Origin of the sequence: Rhizobium rhizogenes NBRC 13257 (assembly GCF_000696095.1) — a bacterium.
GTDB lineage: Bacteria > Pseudomonadota > Alphaproteobacteria > Rhizobiales > Rhizobiaceae > Rhizobium > Rhizobium rhizogenes.
Genome location: NZ_BAYX01000008.1, coordinates 225910 through 244449, shown reverse-complemented (window position 1 = coordinate 244449; position 18540 = coordinate 225910). Strand labels below are relative to the sequence as shown.

Sequence of the window (18540 nt, the reverse complement as noted above, 5' to 3'; positions counted from 1 at the left end):
GATGACCGCGCGCGACCGCTTGATCGTTGGACTGGATGTTCCAAACCTTCAGGAGGCCGAAAAGGTCGTCAGTGCCCTCGGCGACGATATTCTCTATTATAAGATCGGCTATCAGCTCGCCTTTGCCGGCGGGCTGGAATTTGCCCGCGATCTTGCCAAGGACGGTAAGAAGATCTTTCTCGACATGAAGCTGCTCGATATCGACAACACCGTCGCCTCCGGCGTCGAGAACATCGTCAAGATGGGCATGTCGATGCTGACGCTGCATGCCTATCCGAAGGCGATGAAGGCGGCCGTCGCCGCGGCCAAGGGTTCCGACCTTTGCCTGCTCGGCGTCACCGTGCTGACCTCGATGGATGAGGAAGACCTGATCGCCGCCGGATACGAATACGACCCGCATACGCTGGTGCTGCGTCGCGCTGAACAGGCGCTGCTTGCCGGCATGGGCGGCATTGTCTGCTCGGCCGAGGAAGCTTCGGCCGTGCGCAAGATCATCGGCCCCGACATGGCGCTGGTCACCCCCGGCATCCGCCCGGCGGGCAGCGACAAGGGCGACCAGAAGCGCGTGATGACGCCGGCCGAGGGCATCAGGGCCGGATCGAGCCATCTCGTGGTGGCACGGCCGATCGTCAAGGCGGCCGACCCGAGAGAGGCCGCCCGCGCCATCCTCGCGGAAATGGATGCCGCACTCTAATTTCGTGATAAAGGGAGGCCGGCATGGCAAAGGGATACTGGATCGCTCGCGTGGATGTTCACGATACCGAGCGCTACAAGGATTACGTTGCCGCGGCCAAGCCGGCTTTCGAGCGATACGGCGCGAATTTCCTGGCTCGCGGCGGCGCTTTCACGCCGCTGGAAGGCCAGGCGCGCAGCCGTAACGTCGTCATCGAATTCCCGTCGCTGCAACATGCCGTCGATTGCTACAACTCGCCTGAATACCAGATCGCCGCCAAAATCCGCCAGGAAGTGGCGGACGCGGAAATGGTTGTCGTCGAAGGCGCTTAACGCATTCAAAAGCAGCTCGACGATGCGGCGCGATGGCACTTCACCTCGGCCCTCGGATCGGCTAAGACGAAACCAGATCAGCCCCATCTAAGCCTTTCGAGGAGCCTGCCATGACCCTGTCCAACCTTCCGCCGCTCGTTACCGTGTTCGGAGGATCAGGCTTCATCGGGCGGCATGTCGTGCGCGCGCTCGCCAAGCGCGGCTACCGCATCCGTGTCGCTGTACGCCGCCCCGATCTCGCCGGTTACCTGCAGCCGCAGGGCAATCTCGGCCAGATTTCGATCGTGCAGGCAAACCTGCGCTACCGCAACTCCATCGACCGCGCCGTCGAAGGCGCGCAGCATGTCGTCAATTGCGTCGGGATTCTCGCTGAAAGCGGCCGCAACACGTTCGACGCCGTGCAGGAATTCGGAGCCAAGGCCATTGCGGAAGCCGCACGCGGCGTCGGCGCTTCGCTGACCCATGTCTCCGCTCTCGGCGCCAACGCCAATTCGCCCTCGGCCTATGCCCGCACCAAGGGCCGTGCCGAAGCCGCCATTTTCTCGATCAAGCCGGATGCCGTCATCCTGCGGCCGTCGATCGTCTTCGGTCCGGAAGACGGTTTCTTCAACAAGTTCGCCGACATGTCGCGCTCGGCGCCCTTCCTGCCGCTGATCGGCGGCGGCAAGACGAAGTTTCAGCCGGTTTACGTCGAGGATGTCGCCGAGGCCGTCGCGCGCGGCGTCGACGGCAAGCTGAAGGCCGGCACGATCTATGAACTCGGCGGCCCGGAAGTGCTGTCCTTCCGCGAATGTCTCGAGACCACGCTTGCCGTCATCAATCGCAAGAAGCCGCTGGTCTCCATCCCCTTCGGGTTGGCCTCGCTGATCGGCTCGGTCGCTTCGCTGGTGCCGCTGATCACGCCGCCGATCACCTCCGACCAGGTCACGCTGCTGAAGAGCGACAATGTCGTCTCCAAGGAAGCCGAAGCCGAGGGACGGACGCTGAAGGGCATCGGCCTGCTGCCGACGCTCCTCATCTCCGTGCTGCCGTCTTATCTGGTGCGCTACCGTCCGCAGGGCCAGTTCACCGGTTCCGGCAAGGCTGCCTGACACCTCGACCGCTCAAGACATTCAAGCGCCGTCTGGTTTCGCCAGGCGGCGTTTTCGTTTCTGCGGTCACACTTTTGCCTTGAAAGGGCGCCCTTCGCCGACTTGATTCACAGCCTGGCGTTGCCGAAAAGACGCACCCCGAAAATACTAGCATTAACGTCAAATTTAACATGAAGATTTATTGCTATTGGTCACGTCACTGACTAACACAACCGCGCGTCCAAAGGCTCACCCAAGGAGTCAATTCGTGGCGCGCTCTACTTCTGCGGAAAGGCATTTTTCGATGGGCAAGTCTATCGCGCTTTTGTTTGCGTGCGCGGCACTGGTGATCCTCGCGGGCTCGTTCATGGCCCGTGGCAGCATCGCTTCGGTCAAGGGTGAATGCACGCCGACCTACGGCGTCGATCCCTGCACGACGGGCTCCATCGACGCTTCATCCTCGAACTGATCGAGCATGAAAAAGGCCGGTTTTCACCGGCCTTAATTGTCTTCAGCTTTTGATATGTGTCGCGTCACTCAGCCGACGGTGTAAAGCCCGATCAGGCCGAGGATGCCGACGCCGATACGCCACCACGCGAAGGGTGCGTAGCCACGGCGCGAGACAAAGTCGAGCAAGGCCCGCACCACGAACAGCGCGGTGATGAAGGCGGCGACGAAACCGATGACGATCAGCTGGCCGTCGGCGAAGCTGAGGTCGTTGCGGCTCTTCCAGAGATCCAGCGTGAAAGCGCCAACCATGGTCGGCATGGCGAGGAAGAAGGAAAACTCGGCCGCCGAACGCTTGTCCGCACCGAGCAGCAGGGCGCCGACGATGGTGGAGCCGGACCGCGAGGTGCCCGGGATCATCGCTAGGCACTGGAAGAAGCCGATCTTGATCGCCATCGGCCACGAGAAATCGTAGGCGCTGGTATATTTCGGCTTGAACTCGATCCTGTCGATAACGAGCAGGACGATGCCGCCGAGAATCAGCGAGATACAGATGAGGATAGGCGTCTCGAACAGCACACCCTTGATGAAATCATGGGCGAGCGCGCCGATGATTGCAGCCGGCAGAAAGCCGAAGAGGACGGCCAGCACGAAATGCCGCGCCTTGACGCTGACCGGCAAGGCCTTGGCGATTTGAACGAGGCGGTTGAAATAGACGAGCAGGATGGCGAGAATCGCACCGAGCTGGATCAGAACTTCGAAAGTGCCTGCGGATTTGAAGCCGAGAAAATGTCCAATCAATATCAAATGACCCGTGGAGGAGACGGGAATAAACTCCGTAAGGCCTTCCACGAGGCCCAAAACCAGCGCGATAATAATTTGTTCAGCCATATTGTGTCCTTTGTCAAACGGCGGGGCGGCCCGATTCGCTTGTGTTAACTAGGCCAAGCTCCTATAGCTTCAACCGATGACGCATGACTAGGGTCGCAATCATGACGAACCCGAAACGCCTTTAAGCATCAATCACAAAAGCCCGAGTATCAATGCCGACGCTGTATCATCACTCCATGTCATCTCCGTCACGGTTCGTCCGTCTGATTCTGACCGAATACGGCTATCAGACGGAACTGATCGAGGAACAGACGTGGGAAAAGCGACGCGACTTCCTGGCGCTCAACCCGGCCGGCACCCTGCCGGTCTATGTTGACGACAGCATGCGGGCGCTCTGCGGCGCGACCGTGATTTCCGAATATCTCGACGAGACCCATGGCGTGCTGAAGCGCGACCGTCGGCTTTTGGCCGAAGACCCATTCCAGCGCGCGGAAATCCGCCGGCTGACGGAATGGTTCATGCAGAAGATGGAACAGGACGTGACGCGGCCGCTGGTGCGCGAGCGGGTCTACAAGCTGCAGATGACAGCCGATCAGGGTGGCGGCGCACCCGATTCCAAGCTGATGCGAATGGCGCGCGGCAATATCCGCCAGCACATGAAGTATCTCTCCTGGCTCGCAGGCTCCAGGCAATGGCTCGCCGGCGACCGGCTGAGCTATGCGGATCTTGCGGCGGCGGCCTCGATTTCCGTTCTCGACTATCTCGGCGAGATCGACTGGGCGGAATCGCCCGTCGTCAAGGAATGGTATCAGCGGATGAAATCGCGCCCATCCTTCCGCCCGATCCTGGCGGAGCGGGTGCGCGCCATCACCCCGGTATCGCACTACGCCGATCTGGATTTCTGACGAGGGCTCACCATGCCCGAAGACCGTGCAGCGGAAAAAGAAAGCAGGCGGCGGCGCAGCCTGACCGCCTTTCTGTGCGCCGAAGCACGGGCGCAGGGCTTCGATCTCTGTCGCATCACCCGGCCGGATGCCATCCCCGAAGCCAGCGTCAGGCTCGACCAGTTCCTCGAGCAAGGCTATCACGGCACCATGGCGTGGATGGAAGAGACCCGCGAACGCCGCGGCGATCCGCGCATGCTCTGGAGCGATGTGCGCTCCATCGCCGTCTTCGGCCTGAATTACGGCCCCGACGAAGACCCGCGCACTATCCTGGAGAAGCCCGACAAGGCGGCCATCTCCGTCTATGCCCGTAATCGCGACTATCATGACGTCATCAAAGGCCGGCTGAAGGAGATTGCCACCCGCTTTGCGGCGCGCTCGCAGCAAGACGTCAAGGTTTTCGTCGATACAGCACCTGTCATGGAAAAACCGCTGGCCGCTGCTGCCGGGCTCGGCTGGCAGGGCAAGCACACCAACCTCGTCAGCCGCACGCATGGCTCCTGGCTGTTTCTGGGCTCGATGTTCACCACCGCCGATCTGGAGCCGGACCAGGCCGAGATCGACCATTGCGGTTCCTGCCGCGCCTGCCTCGACGCCTGTCCGACGGCCGCCTTCCCGGCGCCCTACCAGCTCGACGCGCGCCGCTGCATTTCCTATCTCACCATAGAACATAAAGGTCCGATCGATCCGCTGCTCCGGCCGCTGATCGGCAATCGCATCTATGGCTGCGACGACTGTCTCGCAGCCTGTCCCTGGAACAAGTTCGCCAGCTCGGCGTCGGAGATGAAGCTGATCGCCCGCGAAGATCTCAAGGAACCGTCGATCGCCTTTCTGCTTGAGCTCGACGATGCCGCCTTCCGTGCCTTCTTCAGCGGCTCGCCGGTCAAGCGCATCGGCCGCGACCGCTTCGTCCGCAACGTGCTGATCGCCGCCGGCAATTCCGATGATCGCACCTTGATTGGGGCCTGCCGTCGTCTCTCCGCCGATCCCTCGCCCGTAGTGCGCGGCATGGCCGTCTGGGCGCTGTCGCGGCTGATGACGGCTGGCGAATTCCTCGCTTTTGCGGCAGAAAGAACCGACGAGCCGGACGCGGATGTCCGCGTCGAATGGAAACTGGCGGGAGTGGCATGATGCATGTGATGATTTTCGGTTGCGGCTATTCGGGAACCGCCATCGCCAAGGCCTTCGCCGGCTCCGGTGTCCGCATCACCGGCACGACCCGCTCGGCCGACAAGACCGATCTTCTCGCCAGACAAGGCGTGGAAGCCTTCGTCTTCGACGGCGAGACGCTCGATCCGGCGCTCGCCGAGGCGATGAAATCCGCAACGCATCTCATCCAGTCGATCGCTCCGGGTACGGCGGGCGATCCGCTGCTCAGGCTGGCGCATCTCGATGTCGCCACGCTGATGCCGAAGCTCGAATGGATCGGATACCTTTCTACCGTCGGCGTCTATGGCGATCACAAGGGCGCGTGGATCAACGAGGAGACGTCGCTGCATCCGGTTTCCAGCCGCTCCGTCGAGCGCGTCGAAGCGGAGGATGGATGGCTGCGCGTCGGCGCCCGGCTTGGCATTCCGGTCGCCGTGCTCAGGCTTGCCGGCATCTATGGTCCCGGCCGCAATGCCTTCAGCAATCTGGAAAAGGGTACGGCGCGACGGCTGATCAAGGCAAACCAGGTGTTCAACCGCATCCGTGTCGAAGACATCGGCGCCTGCGCCAAGTTCCTCTCCGACCGCCGTCTCGGCGGCATCTATAATGTCACGGACGACGAACCGACCGCGCCGCAGGATATCATTGTCGAAGCGGCCCGCCTGATGGGTGTCGAGCCACCGCCGGAACAGCCTTTCGAGACGGCGGAACTGACGCCGATGGCGCGTTCGTTCTATGGCGAGAACAAGCGCGTTTCGAACGCAAAACTGCGCTCCCTCGGCTTCCTTTTCCGCTATCCGGAATACCGCATGTCGCTCGCCGAACTATGGGCTTCGGGGCGCTGGCGCGGCTGAGCAAAGCCTCGAATTTTCCCAGCCATTTCGCACGAAAATTCCTACCAAGCCACCCTGCCTAGTTCAATTTTCTCCGCATTTGTGGTTAACGATCTCTAAAATTGCACAAATGCGGCAGCGATTATGGCAAAGTCGGAAAATTATTTTTCCGATTTTCGTGATCTTTCGTATGGCGCCGATGGTCCAAGAAAATTTATTCAGTTTTTAACTGATTCCATTAGGTTTTTTCCAAGATCTGACTTTTTCGACACCTTGTCATATTAATTGCCCTGAATCACAAATGTTACAGTCTGTAATATTCCGTGATCTGTAGAGGCACTTTTTCGCCATTTTTCGCCCGATTTAAGCCCGCACCGCCTACCGGGCGCAAGTTCAATTGCTTGAGGGAAAAATCGGTTTGAAGAAAATCAATCGTGCTATTGCGATCGCCGCGACTATATCCGCCTCTTTTGCTTTCCTTTCTACGGATGCATTTGCAGCAACGGGATGCGGGGGCGCATCATGGTACGGCGGAACCACCAAGACTGCTTCCGGGGAACGGATGAGTTCCTCTCGTCTTACTGCCGCTCATCGCTCGCTTGCCTTCGGCACACGCCTGAAGGTCACCAACCGCAATAACGGCCGCAGCGTCGTCGTTCGCATCAATGATCGCGGACCTTTCATTCGGGGCCGGGTACTCGATCTTTCCCGTGCAGCCGCACAGGATATCGGCATGGTTTCCTCCGGCACGGCCAAGGTCTGCTACGAAATCGTCGCTTCCAGATAATCCGCGAATTCGCCGGTAACGATCCGGCGTTTTGGCGTAATGCTTGCTCTCTCCGTCAATCGCGGCTACCACGCGGTTGAGACGTCTCAATAATCTGCCGCCATGTGCTATATCTTCGTGCGGATTGATGAGGTGTCAGCGACATCATGATGCGCGCATGAACCTTTACGACTATCGATCGTGATGTTCGGGGCCATGCGCCAAGCAGGAGAGTAGTGAATGCGTTTGGGCGGCCGGCTGCAGGGTGCCATCGAAGTTCTTGCCGATATCGAAACGCGCAAGCGACCGGTGGCCGACGCCCTGAAGGATTGGGGGCTTGCCCATCGCTTCGCCGGCTCCGGCGACCGGGCCGCGATCGGCAACATCGTCTACGACGCCCTGCGCATGCGGCTGTCGCATGCCTGGCTGATGGGTGACGACAGCCCATCCGCACTTGCCCATGCCGTCCTCTTCCGCCAATGGGGCCTGACGCCCGAGGCGCTGGCCGCCGAACTCGATGGCGACAAATTCGCGCCGGAAGCGCCGAGCGCCGAGGCGCTCACCGCCTTTGCCGCCCGCAAGCTCGGCGACGCACCCCGCCATATCCAGGGCGATATCCCCGAATGGGTCGAACATTCCTTCCAACAGGCCTTTGGCGATAGCTGGTTGGCCGAGGCACAGGCGCTGGCCGAGCGGCCGACGCTCGACCTGCGCGCCAACGCGCTGAAGGCCAGCCGCGACAAGGCGGTCAAGGCGCTGGAGCGCGCCGGAGCGCAAGCCTCGAAGATCGCCCGCAACGGCATCCGCATTCCCGCCGGCGAAGGCGCGTCACGCCTGCCGAACGTCACCGCCGAGCTTTCCTTCCAGAAGGGCTGGTTCGAGGTTCAGGACGAGGGTTCGCAGATCGTTGCCGATCTTGTCCTGCCGCAGGAGGGCGACCAGGTGCTCGACTATTGCGCCGGCGGCGGTGGCAAGACGCTCGCCATGTCGGCGGCGATGCACAATAAGGGCCAGGTCCACGCCTATGATACCGATCGTCGGCGGCTCGCGCCGATCATCGAGCGATTGAAGCGCGCCGGCACCCGCAATGTCCAGGTTCACGACGAGCGCAACGCTCTGCTCGCCCTGCGCGGCAAATTCGACAAGGTGCTGGTCGACGCGCCCTGCACCGGCACCGGCACCTGGCGCCGCCGTCCCGATACGAAATGGCGGCTGACGCAAAAGAACCTCGACGAACGCATCAGCCAGCAGCAGGAAGCGCTGGCCCAGGCCGGCGAATTCGTTCGCCCGGGCGGCATGCTGCTCTATGTCACCTGCTCGGTCCTGCCGGACGAAAACGAAACGCAGGTCAACCGCTTCGCCGCCAACAATCCGGAGTTCGAGGTGGTCGAGGCACTGAGTTCCTGGGAAAAGCTGTTCGGCAACGACGCGCCGAAGCCGCGCTCCTCGGATGGCAAGACCATCACGCTGACGCCGGCATCGACCGACACCGACGGCTTCTTCTTCTGCCGCCTGCAGCGCAAGCAGTAAGGAAGTTCATTCCGCCCGCAGCGGATATTGCTGTTTCGGCGGGATGTGATGATGCAGCACGGCGATGGCGATCAAGAGCAGGCCGCCGAGACCGACCACCGTAAACAGCGTCCAGGCCGACAGATGCGAGCCCAGCGCCACCAACGGCACAGCACCCGCGGGCGGATGTGTGACCCGCAGCATCAGCATACCGGCGATGGCAAGGCCGACGGCAATGGCCGCCGCCCACCAGAGACCCGGAAACAGCGCCATGGCAAGGCTGCCGACCAGTGCCGCCAGGAGATAACCGCCAAGCACATTGGCCGGCTGCGCCAACGGACTTTTCGGCTGGCCAAAGATCAGGACGGCCGTCGCGCCGAAGGGTGCGATCAGCAGCGGAATGCCGGTCGCAATCGTCAGACCGCCGACCGCGACCATGCCCGTAACCGCGCCGATTCCGGATTTCAGATGTCCGTGCCAGTGGCCTTCCGGCTCATGACGGTGAATGAAATGCTTGAAATGGCGATGCATGGAGGGCTTGAAGACTCGATTGGACTCAACTTGCCTATTTTTTGAACTGTATCTGCCACTTTTTCAAGCAAATCTATTCCATTGACGGGACCTGAATCGGTAATTTCCTATCTTCGAAAATCGTCACAAACTAGAGCGTTTGACACCAGTTTATTTTTAATACATGACACCAATCGCCAAGTTTTTGACGGTGCCCCAGCCGTCATAGGAGAGGGAACATGAAATTGAAAATCAATTTAGCCGCCGCTTTGGCGCTGGCCGTTGCGACATCAGCCGTCCCAGTGCTCGCCAAGGCTCCTGAGCCGGCCGCCATCATCAAGCACTATGCCGAAGTCGCGCATGCTAAATATGAGGACTCGCTGATCACAGCCAAGGCGCTCGACAAGGCCATCGATGCCCTGCTTGCCAATCCCAGCGACAAGACGCTGAAGGCTGCCCAGGCCGCCTGGATCAAGGCGCGTGTTCCCTATCAGCAGTCGGAAGTTTACCGCTTCGGCAATCCGATCGTCGACGACTGGGAAGGCAAGGTAAACTCCTGGCCGCTGGATGAAGGCCTGATCGATTATGTCGACGCCTCCTACGGCACCGAGAGCGACGAGAATTCGCTCTATGTCGCCAATGTCATTGCCAACAAGACGATCAAGATCAACGGCAAGGATGTCGACACCTCGCATCTGACGCCGGAATTCCTCTCGGGCACGCTGCATCAGGCCGGCGGCGTCGAAGCCAATGTCGCGACCGGTTATCACGCCATCGAATTCCTGCTCTGGGGTCAGGACCTGCACGGCACCGGTCCCGGCGCTGGCGAACGTCCCGCCACCGACTACGACCTGAAGAATTGCACGCACGGCAATTGCGACCGCCGCGCCGAATATCTGAAGTCAGCCTCCACCCTGCTCGTCTCCGACCTGCAGGAAATGACCGAAAAGTGGACGCCGGATGGCGAAGCCACCAAGCATGTCGAAGCCGATCCGAAGGCTGGCCTTGCCGCCATCCTGACCGGCATGGGCTCGCTCTCCTACGGCGAACTCGCCGGCGAGCGCATGAAGCTCGGCCTGCTGCTGCATGATCCGGAAGAAGAGCATGATTGCTTCTCGGATAACACCTACAACTCGCACAACAACGACGCCATCGGTATCGCTGCCGCCTATAACGGCAACTATACGCGCATCGACGGCAAGAAGCTGAAGGGTCCGTCGCTGCACGACCTGGTCGCCGCCAAGGACAAGGCGCTCGACAAGGAAGTCGAAACCAAGCTCAACGCCACGCTCGATGCCATGAAGGCGATGGTTCATCGCGGCGAAACGGTCGAGAAGTACGACCAGATGATCGGCGAAGGCAACACGGTCGGCAACGCCACCGTACAGAAGGCGATCGACGGCCTGCTCGACCAGACGAAGAGCATTCAGCGCGTCGTCGCCGCTCTCGATCTCGGCACGATCAAGCTTGAAGGCTCGGACAGCCTGGATAATCCTAACGCTGTCTTCAAGAAGTAAGTAAGGGAGAGCGGCAGCGTCTCAAGCGCTGCCGCTCCGACACATATGACCCGCATTCCGGCTCGCCGCGCCCTCCTGCCCGCCTTCGTCGCGGGTTTTTTGGTTTTTTCCATCACCCTGGCCGCAGCGGAGATTCTGAATTTTCCGTCCGTCCGCACCGATCTTTCCCCCGAACAGCTAAAGCGGGTGCAGGACATTACCCGGCCGACTGCGGATTTCTCCAAAGCCGAGCCCTATGAGGCGATGGAGAGCGGCGCGACCACGACGATCGCTCCTGTCAGCCGCGATATCTTCTCGCAGCCCTCGGCCAATCTTGGCCTCGAGCGCGAAGAGAATTTCCATCTCGGCAATGCGCTTTTCCGCAAGCTTTGGGTTTCCGCCCCCTCCTCCACGCAAGCCTCAGACGGGCTAGGCCCGCTGTTCAACGCCCGTTCCTGCCAGAGCTGTCACATCCGCGACGGTCGCGGCCATCCGCCTGATGCGGCGGGAACCGCCGCCACATCGATGGTGCTGCGCCTGGCACGGCCGGCGATCACGCCGGAGGAGGAACAGGCGCTTCGGGAGTTCAAGGCGATCAACTTCCCCGACGCTACCTATGGCGCGCAATTGCAGGATCTCGCCGTGCCGGGCCTTGCCGCCGAGGGCAAGGTGGCCGTCAGCTATTCCGAGGAGACGGTGACGCTTTCGGGCGGCGAGATCATTACTCTGCGCAAGCCGCATTATGCCTTGGCCGACCTTGCCTATGGCCCCCTCGGCGAGACGACGACGCTCTCGGCACGCATCGCGCCGCCGATGATCGGCCTTGGTCTCATCGAATCCATTCCGGAAGCCGATATCCTCGCCCATGCCGATCCGGATGACAAAGACGGCGACGGCATTCGCGGCCGCGCCGCCATCGTCCGTGATCATCGTACCGGCGAACTTGCGCTCGGCCGCTTCGGCTGGAAAGCGCAGAATGCGAGCGTGCGCGATCAGGTGGCCAGCGCGTTCTCCGCCGATATCGGCATTTCCACCCCCGACCGGCCGGATCCCTATGGCGATTGCACGGTCAAGCAGCCGAAATGCCTCTCCATGCCGACCGGCGTGCAGAAGCGCCTCGGCGATACGGAGGCTCCGGGGCCGATCCTCGATCTCGTCACCTTCTACTCGGAAAACCTCGCCGTGCCCGCCCGCCGCAAGGCGAGCTTTCCCGATGTGCTGCGCGGCAAGGACATGTTCTATCAATCCGGTTGTCCCGCCTGCCATACGCCGAAATTCGTCACGCGCGACGATCTCAAGGGCAGCGACGGCAAGGACAAGGCTCAAGCCTTCCAGCTGATCTGGCCCTATTCCGATTTCCTGCTGCACGACATGGGCGACGGCCTCTCGGACGGCCAGCCGGTGGGTGTGGCATCCGGCCGCGATTGGCGCACGCCACCACTCTGGGGTATAGGCCTGACGCAGACGGTGAGCGGTCGGCAAGCCTACCTGCACGACGGCCGCGCCCACACATTGACCGAAGCCATCCTCTGGCATGGGGGAGAGGCGGAGAAAGCCCGCAATACCTTCACAAACCTGCCGCCGGACGACAGGCAAGCCCTCATCAACTTTCTGGAGTCTCTCTGATGCGCCCCTGGACATCCCTTGCCAAGCCGCTTGCCGCAAGCCTCCTTCTTAGCCTCACGGCACTGCCTGCCGGCGCCCAGGAGGCAACGACCAACGGCGCCGGCCTGAACGAGGCGGCCGTGCCGGGAGTGATGCAGAAGGCAATCGACGACGTCATCCGCCCCGGTTACCGCGCCGTTCATGACAGCGCCTCGAAGCTGACGACCGCAATGAAGGCGCTTTGCGCCGATCCGTCCGCGGCAAGCCTTTCCGCTGCCCACTCCGCCTTCGGCGATACGGTAAAGAGCTGGTCGCGCATCGAGATCGTGCAGACCGGGCCGATCATCGAAAAGAACCGCTTCGAGCACATCCTCTTCTACCCCGACCGCAAGGGCGTTGGTTTGAAGCAGGTACAGGCGCTGATCGCCAAGGCCGACGAGCACGACACCACCGTCGAGGCCGTCGCCGGCAAGAGCGTGGCGCTGATGAGCATGACGGCGCTGGAATATGTGCTCTATGGCAACGGCTCCAGCGTTCTCAGCTCCGAGAAGCAGGGCTTCCGTTGCCGCTATGGCGCTGCCATTGCCGGCAATATCGAGAATGTCTCCAAGGAAATCGCCGACGAATGGGATGATCCGAACGGCGTGCAGAAGTCCTGGAAGAACCCCGGCAAGGACAGCGAAGAATTCATGGACAACAAGGAGGCGGTGACGGCGCTGCTCGGCATCCTCGTTCATGGTGCCGGCAACGTGCGCGACCAGCGGCTGGAAACCTTCTACAAGGGCGATCCGGCGGCAGCGCGGCCGAAAATGGCGATCTACTGGCGCTCCGGCAACACCTGGACCTCGCTCATCGCCAATCTCGAAGGGCTGAAGGCGCTCTGGGAAAAGGCTGGGATGGCCGACCTCCTGCCCGCCGACAAGCGCGACATGGCCGGCAAGATCGACGCGCTTCTCGACAAGCTGATCGCCACCGCACCGACGATCAATCCCGATATCGACGCGGCGATCGCAAGCGACGCCGACCGTGCCAAGATCGACAGACTGCTTGCCGACACCCGCGACCTCACCACCGGCTTCAGCGACAACTACGGCGGCGCGATCGGCCTTTCCGCCGGCTTCTCCTTCGCCGACGGAGACTGACGGCGATGCGGAGCGCGCTGATCGACCGCAGGGCCTTCGTCAAGGCGGCGGGGCTGACCTTTCTGGCAGCCCTGAAACCCGGCGCGCTGATGGCGCTGGAGCGGGCCGACGCGGTCTACGCCTCCGGCATGCGCGCCGCTGACGGCTCCTTTGCCGTCGCGACAGTCACCGAACGCGGTAAGATTATCGACCTGATAGCCCTGCCCGCCCGCGCCCACGGCATGGCCTTTTCGAAGGCGACCGGCAAGACCGTCGCCTTTGCCCGCCGGCCCGGCACCTATGCGATGATCTTCGATCCCTGGACCAAGGGCGAGCCTATCGTCATCACCGCGCGCGAGGGTCGGCATTTCTACGGTCACGGCACGTTTTCGCCTGACGGTAAGCTGCTCTATGCCAGCGAGAACGATTTCGACGCCAACAAGGGCATGATCGGCATCTACGACGCCCGCAACCGCTTTACCCGCATCGGCGAATACGAGACCTACGGCACCGGGCCGCACGACATGACCGTTTCGGACGACGGCAAGCTGCTGATCGTCGCCAATGGCGGTATCGAGACGCATCCGGATTTCGGGCGCACCAAGCTCAATCTCGACCACATGGAGCCGTCGCTGACGCTGATCGACGCGGCAACGGGCCGGCTGATCGAAAAGCATGCCCTGCCGCCACAATACGCCCAGGTCTCCACCCGGCACGTCGATATCGACGCCACCGGCCGCATCTGGTTCGCCTGCCAGTACGAAGGCCGCCGCAACGACCTGCCGCCGCTCGTCGGCCATTTCGCCAAGGGCGAGGATCTGACCTTCGTCCCCCTGCCAGAAGACACCACCCGCGCGCTCGGCAACTATGTCGGCGCCATCGCCGTCAACCGCGCCGACAACCTCGTCGGCGTGACATCGCCGGTCGAAGGCACCTCCGTGACGCTGGACGCGAAGACCGGGGCGGTGCTGAAGGTCGAGAGCGTAGCGGATGCGGCGGGGATCGCGCCGGCAGAACATGGGTTCGCGGTGTCGTCCTATCGCGGCGAGTTTCTGGGGCAGCGCAGCGATGTGGCCTGGGACCAGCATATTGTGCGGATCGGGCGTGGCTGAGGCATGCGACGTTGGCCCCGCATCCACTTCACCACCGCTTGGCAAACTCCGCCTGCTCCGCGCTAATCGCCGTAGCCGCCGCCTTGGCTGAGATCCTCAGCCAATCGCCACCGCGCTTGTCGAGATCGGCCAAGACCCCCGGAATGTGCGAGGCGTTGTCGGCCTGGCAATTGGCGATCTCGAAGCCCATCAGGTCGAGCATATCGGACGACAGCAGGATCTGCGCATCGCCCAAGACTTCGATCTTTCGGCTGTTCGGCGACAGGCGGCGAACCAATAGTTTGCCCTTTACTTGATAACGCGGATCGGGAGAACGCGTCCGGCCGGCGGCGATGACGCCCGTATGGATTGCCGTGTCCGATGGATTATGCCGCAGCGACCAGGCGGATTGGGCAAGCGCCTTGACCTCACGCAGCACCGGCCCGCCGCGCCATTCGACATCGGCGACGAAACGCGGGCGGCCGAGGCTGCCCGTGCCGGCGGTGCGCGGTTTGGGGACGAAGGTCAGTGTCGGGTCCGGCAGCGACCGTCGCAGAGCATCGAGATAAGGCTCCGGCACCGGTTTGGCCGTCGGCGGCAGGTCACGAAACTTATCCCAGAATGCCTTGCGCTCGGCGTTCGACAGGATCACCGCGTTGCGCAACCATTTGTAGTCACGCTCCAGAATAACCGCCGAGGGCTTCTGCAGGCCGCGCCGATAGCCGCCCAGAATCGCATCGGCGATGACACGCGGCGTCGGGCCGTCATCGCCGCGCGCCAGGATCGCGCTCGCCGCCAGCCGCACCAGGTCGAGCATATACGGCATGGTCGCGGCATCGTCGAAATCGTTGACGCCCCAGACCAGTCGCCCCTCCTCGTCGCGCCAGGTGCCGAAATTTTCCAGATGTGTGTCGCCGATCGCCAGTACTTGCGGCGCATCCGCAAGGTCGGGGCAGATGTCGAAGATGGTCTCGGCCCAGCGCCAATAGGTGGCGCGCAGGAAGACGAAGCCGCCACTCTTCATCTTCTTGTACTTCTTCTCGAGATCGGCCACCACCAGATCGGCGCCGAGCTGTGCCCGCATCCAGCTTTCATAGGCTTTGGTCGATTGCAGGATCGTCGCCATTTAAGCTCCATCTCGAATCTCTTGCTGAACATACTGAAAACCGCGCATCATGGAAAAACAATGTCGCGGCTGCATCATTTCCCCGAGGTCGATTTCCGCCGCATAAGCCTTGTCCAAACGGCGCCGCCATGCCAATTTCGCACCCGCGAAAGGGAACAGCATGACCGGGGAAAACAGCGGCGACTACAGGGCGCGCATCAGGACGAGTTTCGAGCGGCAGGCGGCGATGGCGACGATCGGCGCGGAACTGACGCGCGTCGAACATGGCATGGTCGAGATCGAGCTGCCATTCGACGTCAAGCTGACGCAGCAGCACGGCATCCTGCATGCCGGCATCATCTCGGCGGCGCTGGATTCGGCCTGCGGTTTCGCGGCCTATAGCCTCATCGACCCCACAGCCTCGATCCTCACCATCGAATTCAAGGTCAATCTGATGTCGCCGGGACGCGGAGAGCGCTTTCTGTTTCGTGGCGAAGTGACCAAGCCGGGCAATACCATCATCGTTGCCGACGGGCGTGGCTATGCCATCGGCGATGGACCTGCCAAGCTGATTGCCTCCATGACCGGGACAATGATGGTCATACGGGGCCGAGAGGGAATTACCGGATGACATTCGAACTGAAGCGCGTATCGGGAAAATCCATCCTGTTCGTGATGGCGGCCGAAGCCGAATATGGCCCCTTCTTGCGGTCCCGCTTCGAACCGCTGATCACCGGCGTCGGCCCGGTCGAGGCAGCGGTTGTCCTGACACGCACGCTTGCACGGCTCGAAGCGCAGGACGACCTTCCCGACCTCGTGGTATCGCTGGGATCGGCCGGTTCCGCCAGGCTGGAACAGACGGAAGTCTATCAGGCCACCTCCGTGTCTTATCGCGACATGGATGCCTCGCCGCTTGGTTTCGAGAAGGGCCGCACGCCCTTCCTCGACCTGCCCGCCACCATAGAATTGCCTTTACGCATTCCCGGCGTTCCGGAGGCCAGCCTTTCGACCGGCGGCAACATCATTTCCGGCGCGGAGGCCTATGGCCGGATTGCTGCCGACATGGTGGAGATGGAGACCTATGCGGTGCTGCGGGCCTGCCAGGCCTTTGGCCGACCGCTGATCGGGCTGCGCGGCATTTCCGACGGAAAGGTCGATCTGCAGCATATTTCCGACTGGACGGAATATCTGCATATCATCGACCGCAAGCTTTCCAATGCCGTCGACGGGCTGTTCACCGCCCTTGAAGACGGCGTATTCTGGTTCTAAAGGACCGGAAACCGCTAGAATTGAGGACAATCGGGACAATAAATTCGGCTCCGCCGCGATTTGCCCGATTGCCAGCGAAAGCGCTTTTCATTAAAGGCTCGCCATGACCCAGACAGCACAGCCCGATACCGTTCTCATCGTCGATTTTGGCAGCCAGGTAACGCAGCTCATCGCACGGCGCGTGCGCGAAGCGGGCGTCTATTGCGAGATCGTCCCCTTCCAATCCGCCGACGCCGGCTTCAAGCGGCTGCAGCCAAAGGCCGTGATCCTCTCCGGCAGCCCGGCCTCGACCGTGGACGAAGGCTCGCCTAGAGCGCCGCAGATCATCTTCGACAGCGGCGTGCCGGTCTTCGGTATCTGCTACGGCCAGCAGACCATGTGCATGCAGCTCGGCGGCAAGGTCGAAAGCGGCCATCACCGCGAATTCGGCCGCGCCTTCCTCGACGTCAACAAGGATTGCGCGCTGTTCGAGGGCCTGTGGTCCTCCGGTTCGCGTCATCAGGTGTGGATGAGCCATGGCGACCGCGTCACCGCGCTGCCAGACGGTTTCGAAGTCGTCGCCACGTCCTCGAACGCCCCCTATGCCTTCATCGCCGACGAGAAGCGCAAATATTACGGCGTGCAGTTCCATCCGGAAGTGGTGCATACGCCCGACGGCGCCAAGCTAATCGGCAACTTCATTCACAATATCGCAGGGATCAAGGGCGACTGGTCGATGTCGGCCTATCGCGCCAAGGCGGTGCAGGCGATCCGTGATCAGGTCGGCGACAAGCGCGTCATCTGCGCGCTCTCCGGCGGCGTCGATTCCTCCGTCGCGGCCCTCCTGATCCACGAGGCGGTCGGCGACCAGCTTACCTGCATCCTCGTCGACCATGGCCTGATGCGCAAGGACGAGGCGGCCAATGTCGTCGCCATGTTCAGTGAGCACTACAATCTGCATCTGCTGCATGTCGACGCTTCCGAGCGCTTCATCGGCGAGCTGGAGGGCGTCAGCGACCCCGAGACCAAGCGCAAGATCATCGGACGTCTGTTCATCGAGACCTTCGAAGAGGAAGCCAAGAAGCTCGGCGGCGCCGATTTCCTCGGCCAGGGCACGCTCTATCCCGACGTCATCGAAAGCGTTTCCTTCACCGGCGGTCCCTCGGTCACCATCAAGTCGCACCACAATGTCGGCGGCCTGCCGGAGCGCATGAACATGCAGCTCGTCGAGCCGCTGCGTGAACTTTTCAAGGACGAGGTGCGCGCGCTCGGCAAGGAGCTCGGCCTGCCCGACAGCTTCATCGGCCGCCATCCCTTCCCAGGTCCGGGTCTTGCCATCCGCTGCCCGGGCGGCATCACCCGCGAGAAGCTGGAGATCCTGCGCGAAGCCGACGCCATCTATCTCGACGAAATTCGCAAGGCCGGCCTCTACGACGCCATCTGGCAGGCCTTCGCCGTGCTGCTGCCGGTCCAGACCGTCGGCGTCATGGGCGACGGCCGCACCTACGAATTCGTCTGCGCACTGCGCGCCGTCACCTCCGTCGACGGCATGACCGCCGACTTCTACCACTACGACATGGAATTCCTCGGCCGCGCCGCGACCCGCATCATCAACGAAGTCCGCGGCATCAACCGCGTCGTTTATGACGTGACATCGAAGCCGCCGGGCACGATCGAGTGGGAGTGAAGGGGAGTACCGCGGAGTAGTATCGGATAGCAGAGGACACTCGAGCGAATCCTAGGCCATCGATAGCAGTCGAAAGATTCTAGGCGACCCGCAGATCTACCGCTCTGTCGGGCGTCTCCCCGC

19 protein-coding genes are annotated in these 18540 nt (G+C 62.0%); 16 read left to right on the top strand and 3 right to left on the bottom strand.

The features are described 5' to 3' along the window. The first annotated feature begins 1 nt into the window (after nucleotide 1). The 4 genes from pyrF (at nucleotide 2) to RRH01S_RS34190 (ending at nucleotide 2544) form a co-directional block, all read left to right on the top strand. Nucleotides 2–694, top strand: a complete 693-nt coding sequence (gene pyrF, locus RRH01S_RS19855; RefSeq protein ID WP_007702833.1) for an orotidine-5'-phosphate decarboxylase — start codon at nucleotides 2–4, stop codon at nucleotides 692–694. 23 nt (nucleotides 695–717) lie between these two features. Further along, entirely contained in the window at nucleotides 718–1005 is a 288-nt protein-coding gene (locus RRH01S_RS19850) for a DUF1330 domain-containing protein (RefSeq protein ID WP_007702836.1), read from the top strand. Between the two features lie 110 nt (nucleotides 1006–1115). Beyond that, nucleotides 1116–2096, top strand: coding sequence for a complex I NDUFA9 subunit family protein (locus RRH01S_RS19845; protein WP_007702838.1), 981 nt, complete (start codon nucleotides 1116–1118; stop codon nucleotides 2094–2096). A gap of 247 nt (nucleotides 2097–2343) precedes the next feature. Beyond that, nucleotides 2344–2544 (top strand): hypothetical protein, encoded by a 201-nt coding sequence (locus tag RRH01S_RS34190; RefSeq protein ID WP_131596044.1) that lies wholly within the window; start codon nucleotides 2344–2346, stop codon nucleotides 2542–2544. Nucleotides 2545–2612: 68 nt separating this feature from the next. On the opposite strand, the gene RRH01S_RS19835 is transcribed toward RRH01S_RS34190, so the two are convergent. Beyond that, on the bottom strand, nucleotides 2613–3413 hold the full coding sequence (locus RRH01S_RS19835) for an undecaprenyl-diphosphate phosphatase (protein ID WP_007702843.1): 801 nt from the start codon (nucleotides 3411–3413) through the stop codon (nucleotides 2613–2615). Between the two features lie 152 nt (nucleotides 3414–3565). Here RRH01S_RS19835 and RRH01S_RS19830 point away from each other — a divergent pair, with 152 nt between their 5' ends. The 5 genes from RRH01S_RS19830 (at nucleotide 3566) to RRH01S_RS19810 (ending at nucleotide 8575) form a co-directional block, all read left to right on the top strand. Next, entirely contained in the window at nucleotides 3566–4258 is a 693-nt protein-coding gene (locus RRH01S_RS19830; protein WP_007702845.1) for a glutathione S-transferase family protein, read from the top strand. Between the two features lie 12 nt (nucleotides 4259–4270). Beyond that, nucleotides 4271–5428, top strand: coding sequence for a tRNA epoxyqueuosine(34) reductase QueG (gene queG / locus RRH01S_RS19825; protein WP_037221023.1), 1158 nt, complete (start codon nucleotides 4271–4273; stop codon nucleotides 5426–5428). Further along, entirely contained in the window at nucleotides 5428–6300 is an 873-nt protein-coding gene (locus RRH01S_RS19820; RefSeq protein ID WP_037221022.1) for an SDR family oxidoreductase, read from the top strand. Before queG ends, RRH01S_RS19820 begins: the two co-directional genes overlap by 1 nt. A gap of 397 nt (nucleotides 6301–6697) precedes the next feature. Then, nucleotides 6698–7066, top strand: coding sequence for a septal ring lytic transglycosylase RlpA family protein (locus RRH01S_RS19815; protein ID WP_012650848.1), 369 nt, complete (start codon nucleotides 6698–6700; stop codon nucleotides 7064–7066). Nucleotides 7067–7285: 219 nt separating this feature from the next. Continuing rightward, nucleotides 7286–8575, top strand: a complete 1290-nt coding sequence (locus RRH01S_RS19810; RefSeq protein WP_012650847.1) for an RsmB/NOP family class I SAM-dependent RNA methyltransferase — start codon at nucleotides 7286–7288, stop codon at nucleotides 8573–8575. A gap of 6 nt (nucleotides 8576–8581) precedes the next feature. On the opposite strand, the gene RRH01S_RS19805 is transcribed toward RRH01S_RS19810, so the two are convergent. Next, nucleotides 8582–9085 carry an HPP family protein gene (locus RRH01S_RS19805; protein WP_034520069.1) on the bottom strand — a complete coding sequence of 168 codons (504 nt, stop codon included), beginning with the start codon at nucleotides 9083–9085 and terminating at the stop codon, nucleotides 8582–8584. Between the two features lie 218 nt (nucleotides 9086–9303). Here RRH01S_RS19805 and RRH01S_RS19800 point away from each other — a divergent pair, with 218 nt between their 5' ends. From RRH01S_RS19800 to RRH01S_RS19785, 4 genes are read left to right on the top strand one after another with little or no spacing between them, the layout of a single operon-like run. Beyond that, entirely contained in the window at nucleotides 9304–10581 is a 1278-nt protein-coding gene (locus RRH01S_RS19800) for an imelysin family protein (protein ID WP_007702870.1), read from the top strand. 45 nt (nucleotides 10582–10626) lie between these two features. Next, a complete protein-coding gene (locus RRH01S_RS19795) occupies nucleotides 10627–12186 on the top strand; it encodes a di-heme oxidoreductase family protein (protein ID WP_042473856.1) in 1560 nt (519 codons plus the stop codon). After that, complete coding sequence (locus RRH01S_RS19790) at nucleotides 12186–13307, top strand: imelysin family protein (RefSeq protein WP_042473852.1); 1122 nt, start codon at nucleotides 12186–12188, stop codon at nucleotides 13305–13307. Before RRH01S_RS19795 ends, RRH01S_RS19790 begins: the two co-directional genes overlap by 1 nt. A gap of 5 nt (nucleotides 13308–13312) precedes the next feature. Then, entirely contained in the window at nucleotides 13313–14398 is a 1086-nt protein-coding gene (locus tag RRH01S_RS19785; protein WP_042473850.1) for a DUF1513 domain-containing protein, read from the top strand. A gap of 28 nt (nucleotides 14399–14426) precedes the next feature. On the opposite strand, the gene RRH01S_RS19780 is transcribed toward RRH01S_RS19785, so the two are convergent. After that, entirely contained in the window at nucleotides 14427–15503 is a 1077-nt protein-coding gene (locus tag RRH01S_RS19780) for a DUF2252 family protein (RefSeq protein ID WP_042473846.1), read from the bottom strand. Nucleotides 15504–15663: 160 nt separating this feature from the next. Between RRH01S_RS19780 and RRH01S_RS19775 the strand changes: the two genes are divergently transcribed. From RRH01S_RS19775 to guaA, 3 genes are all read left to right on the top strand, one after another. Then, nucleotides 15664–16113, top strand: coding sequence for a PaaI family thioesterase (locus tag RRH01S_RS19775; protein ID WP_007694473.1), 450 nt, complete (start codon nucleotides 15664–15666; stop codon nucleotides 16111–16113). Beyond that, nucleotides 16110–16751, top strand: a complete 642-nt coding sequence (locus RRH01S_RS19770; RefSeq protein WP_012650843.1) for a 5'-methylthioadenosine/S-adenosylhomocysteine nucleosidase — start codon at nucleotides 16110–16112, stop codon at nucleotides 16749–16751. The genes RRH01S_RS19775 and RRH01S_RS19770 overlap by 4 nt, the downstream gene beginning before the upstream one ends. A gap of 103 nt (nucleotides 16752–16854) precedes the next feature. Continuing rightward, entirely contained in the window at nucleotides 16855–18417 is a 1563-nt protein-coding gene (guaA, locus tag RRH01S_RS19765) for a glutamine-hydrolyzing GMP synthase (protein WP_007694471.1), read from the top strand. Nucleotides 18418–18540: the final 123 nt, after the last annotated feature.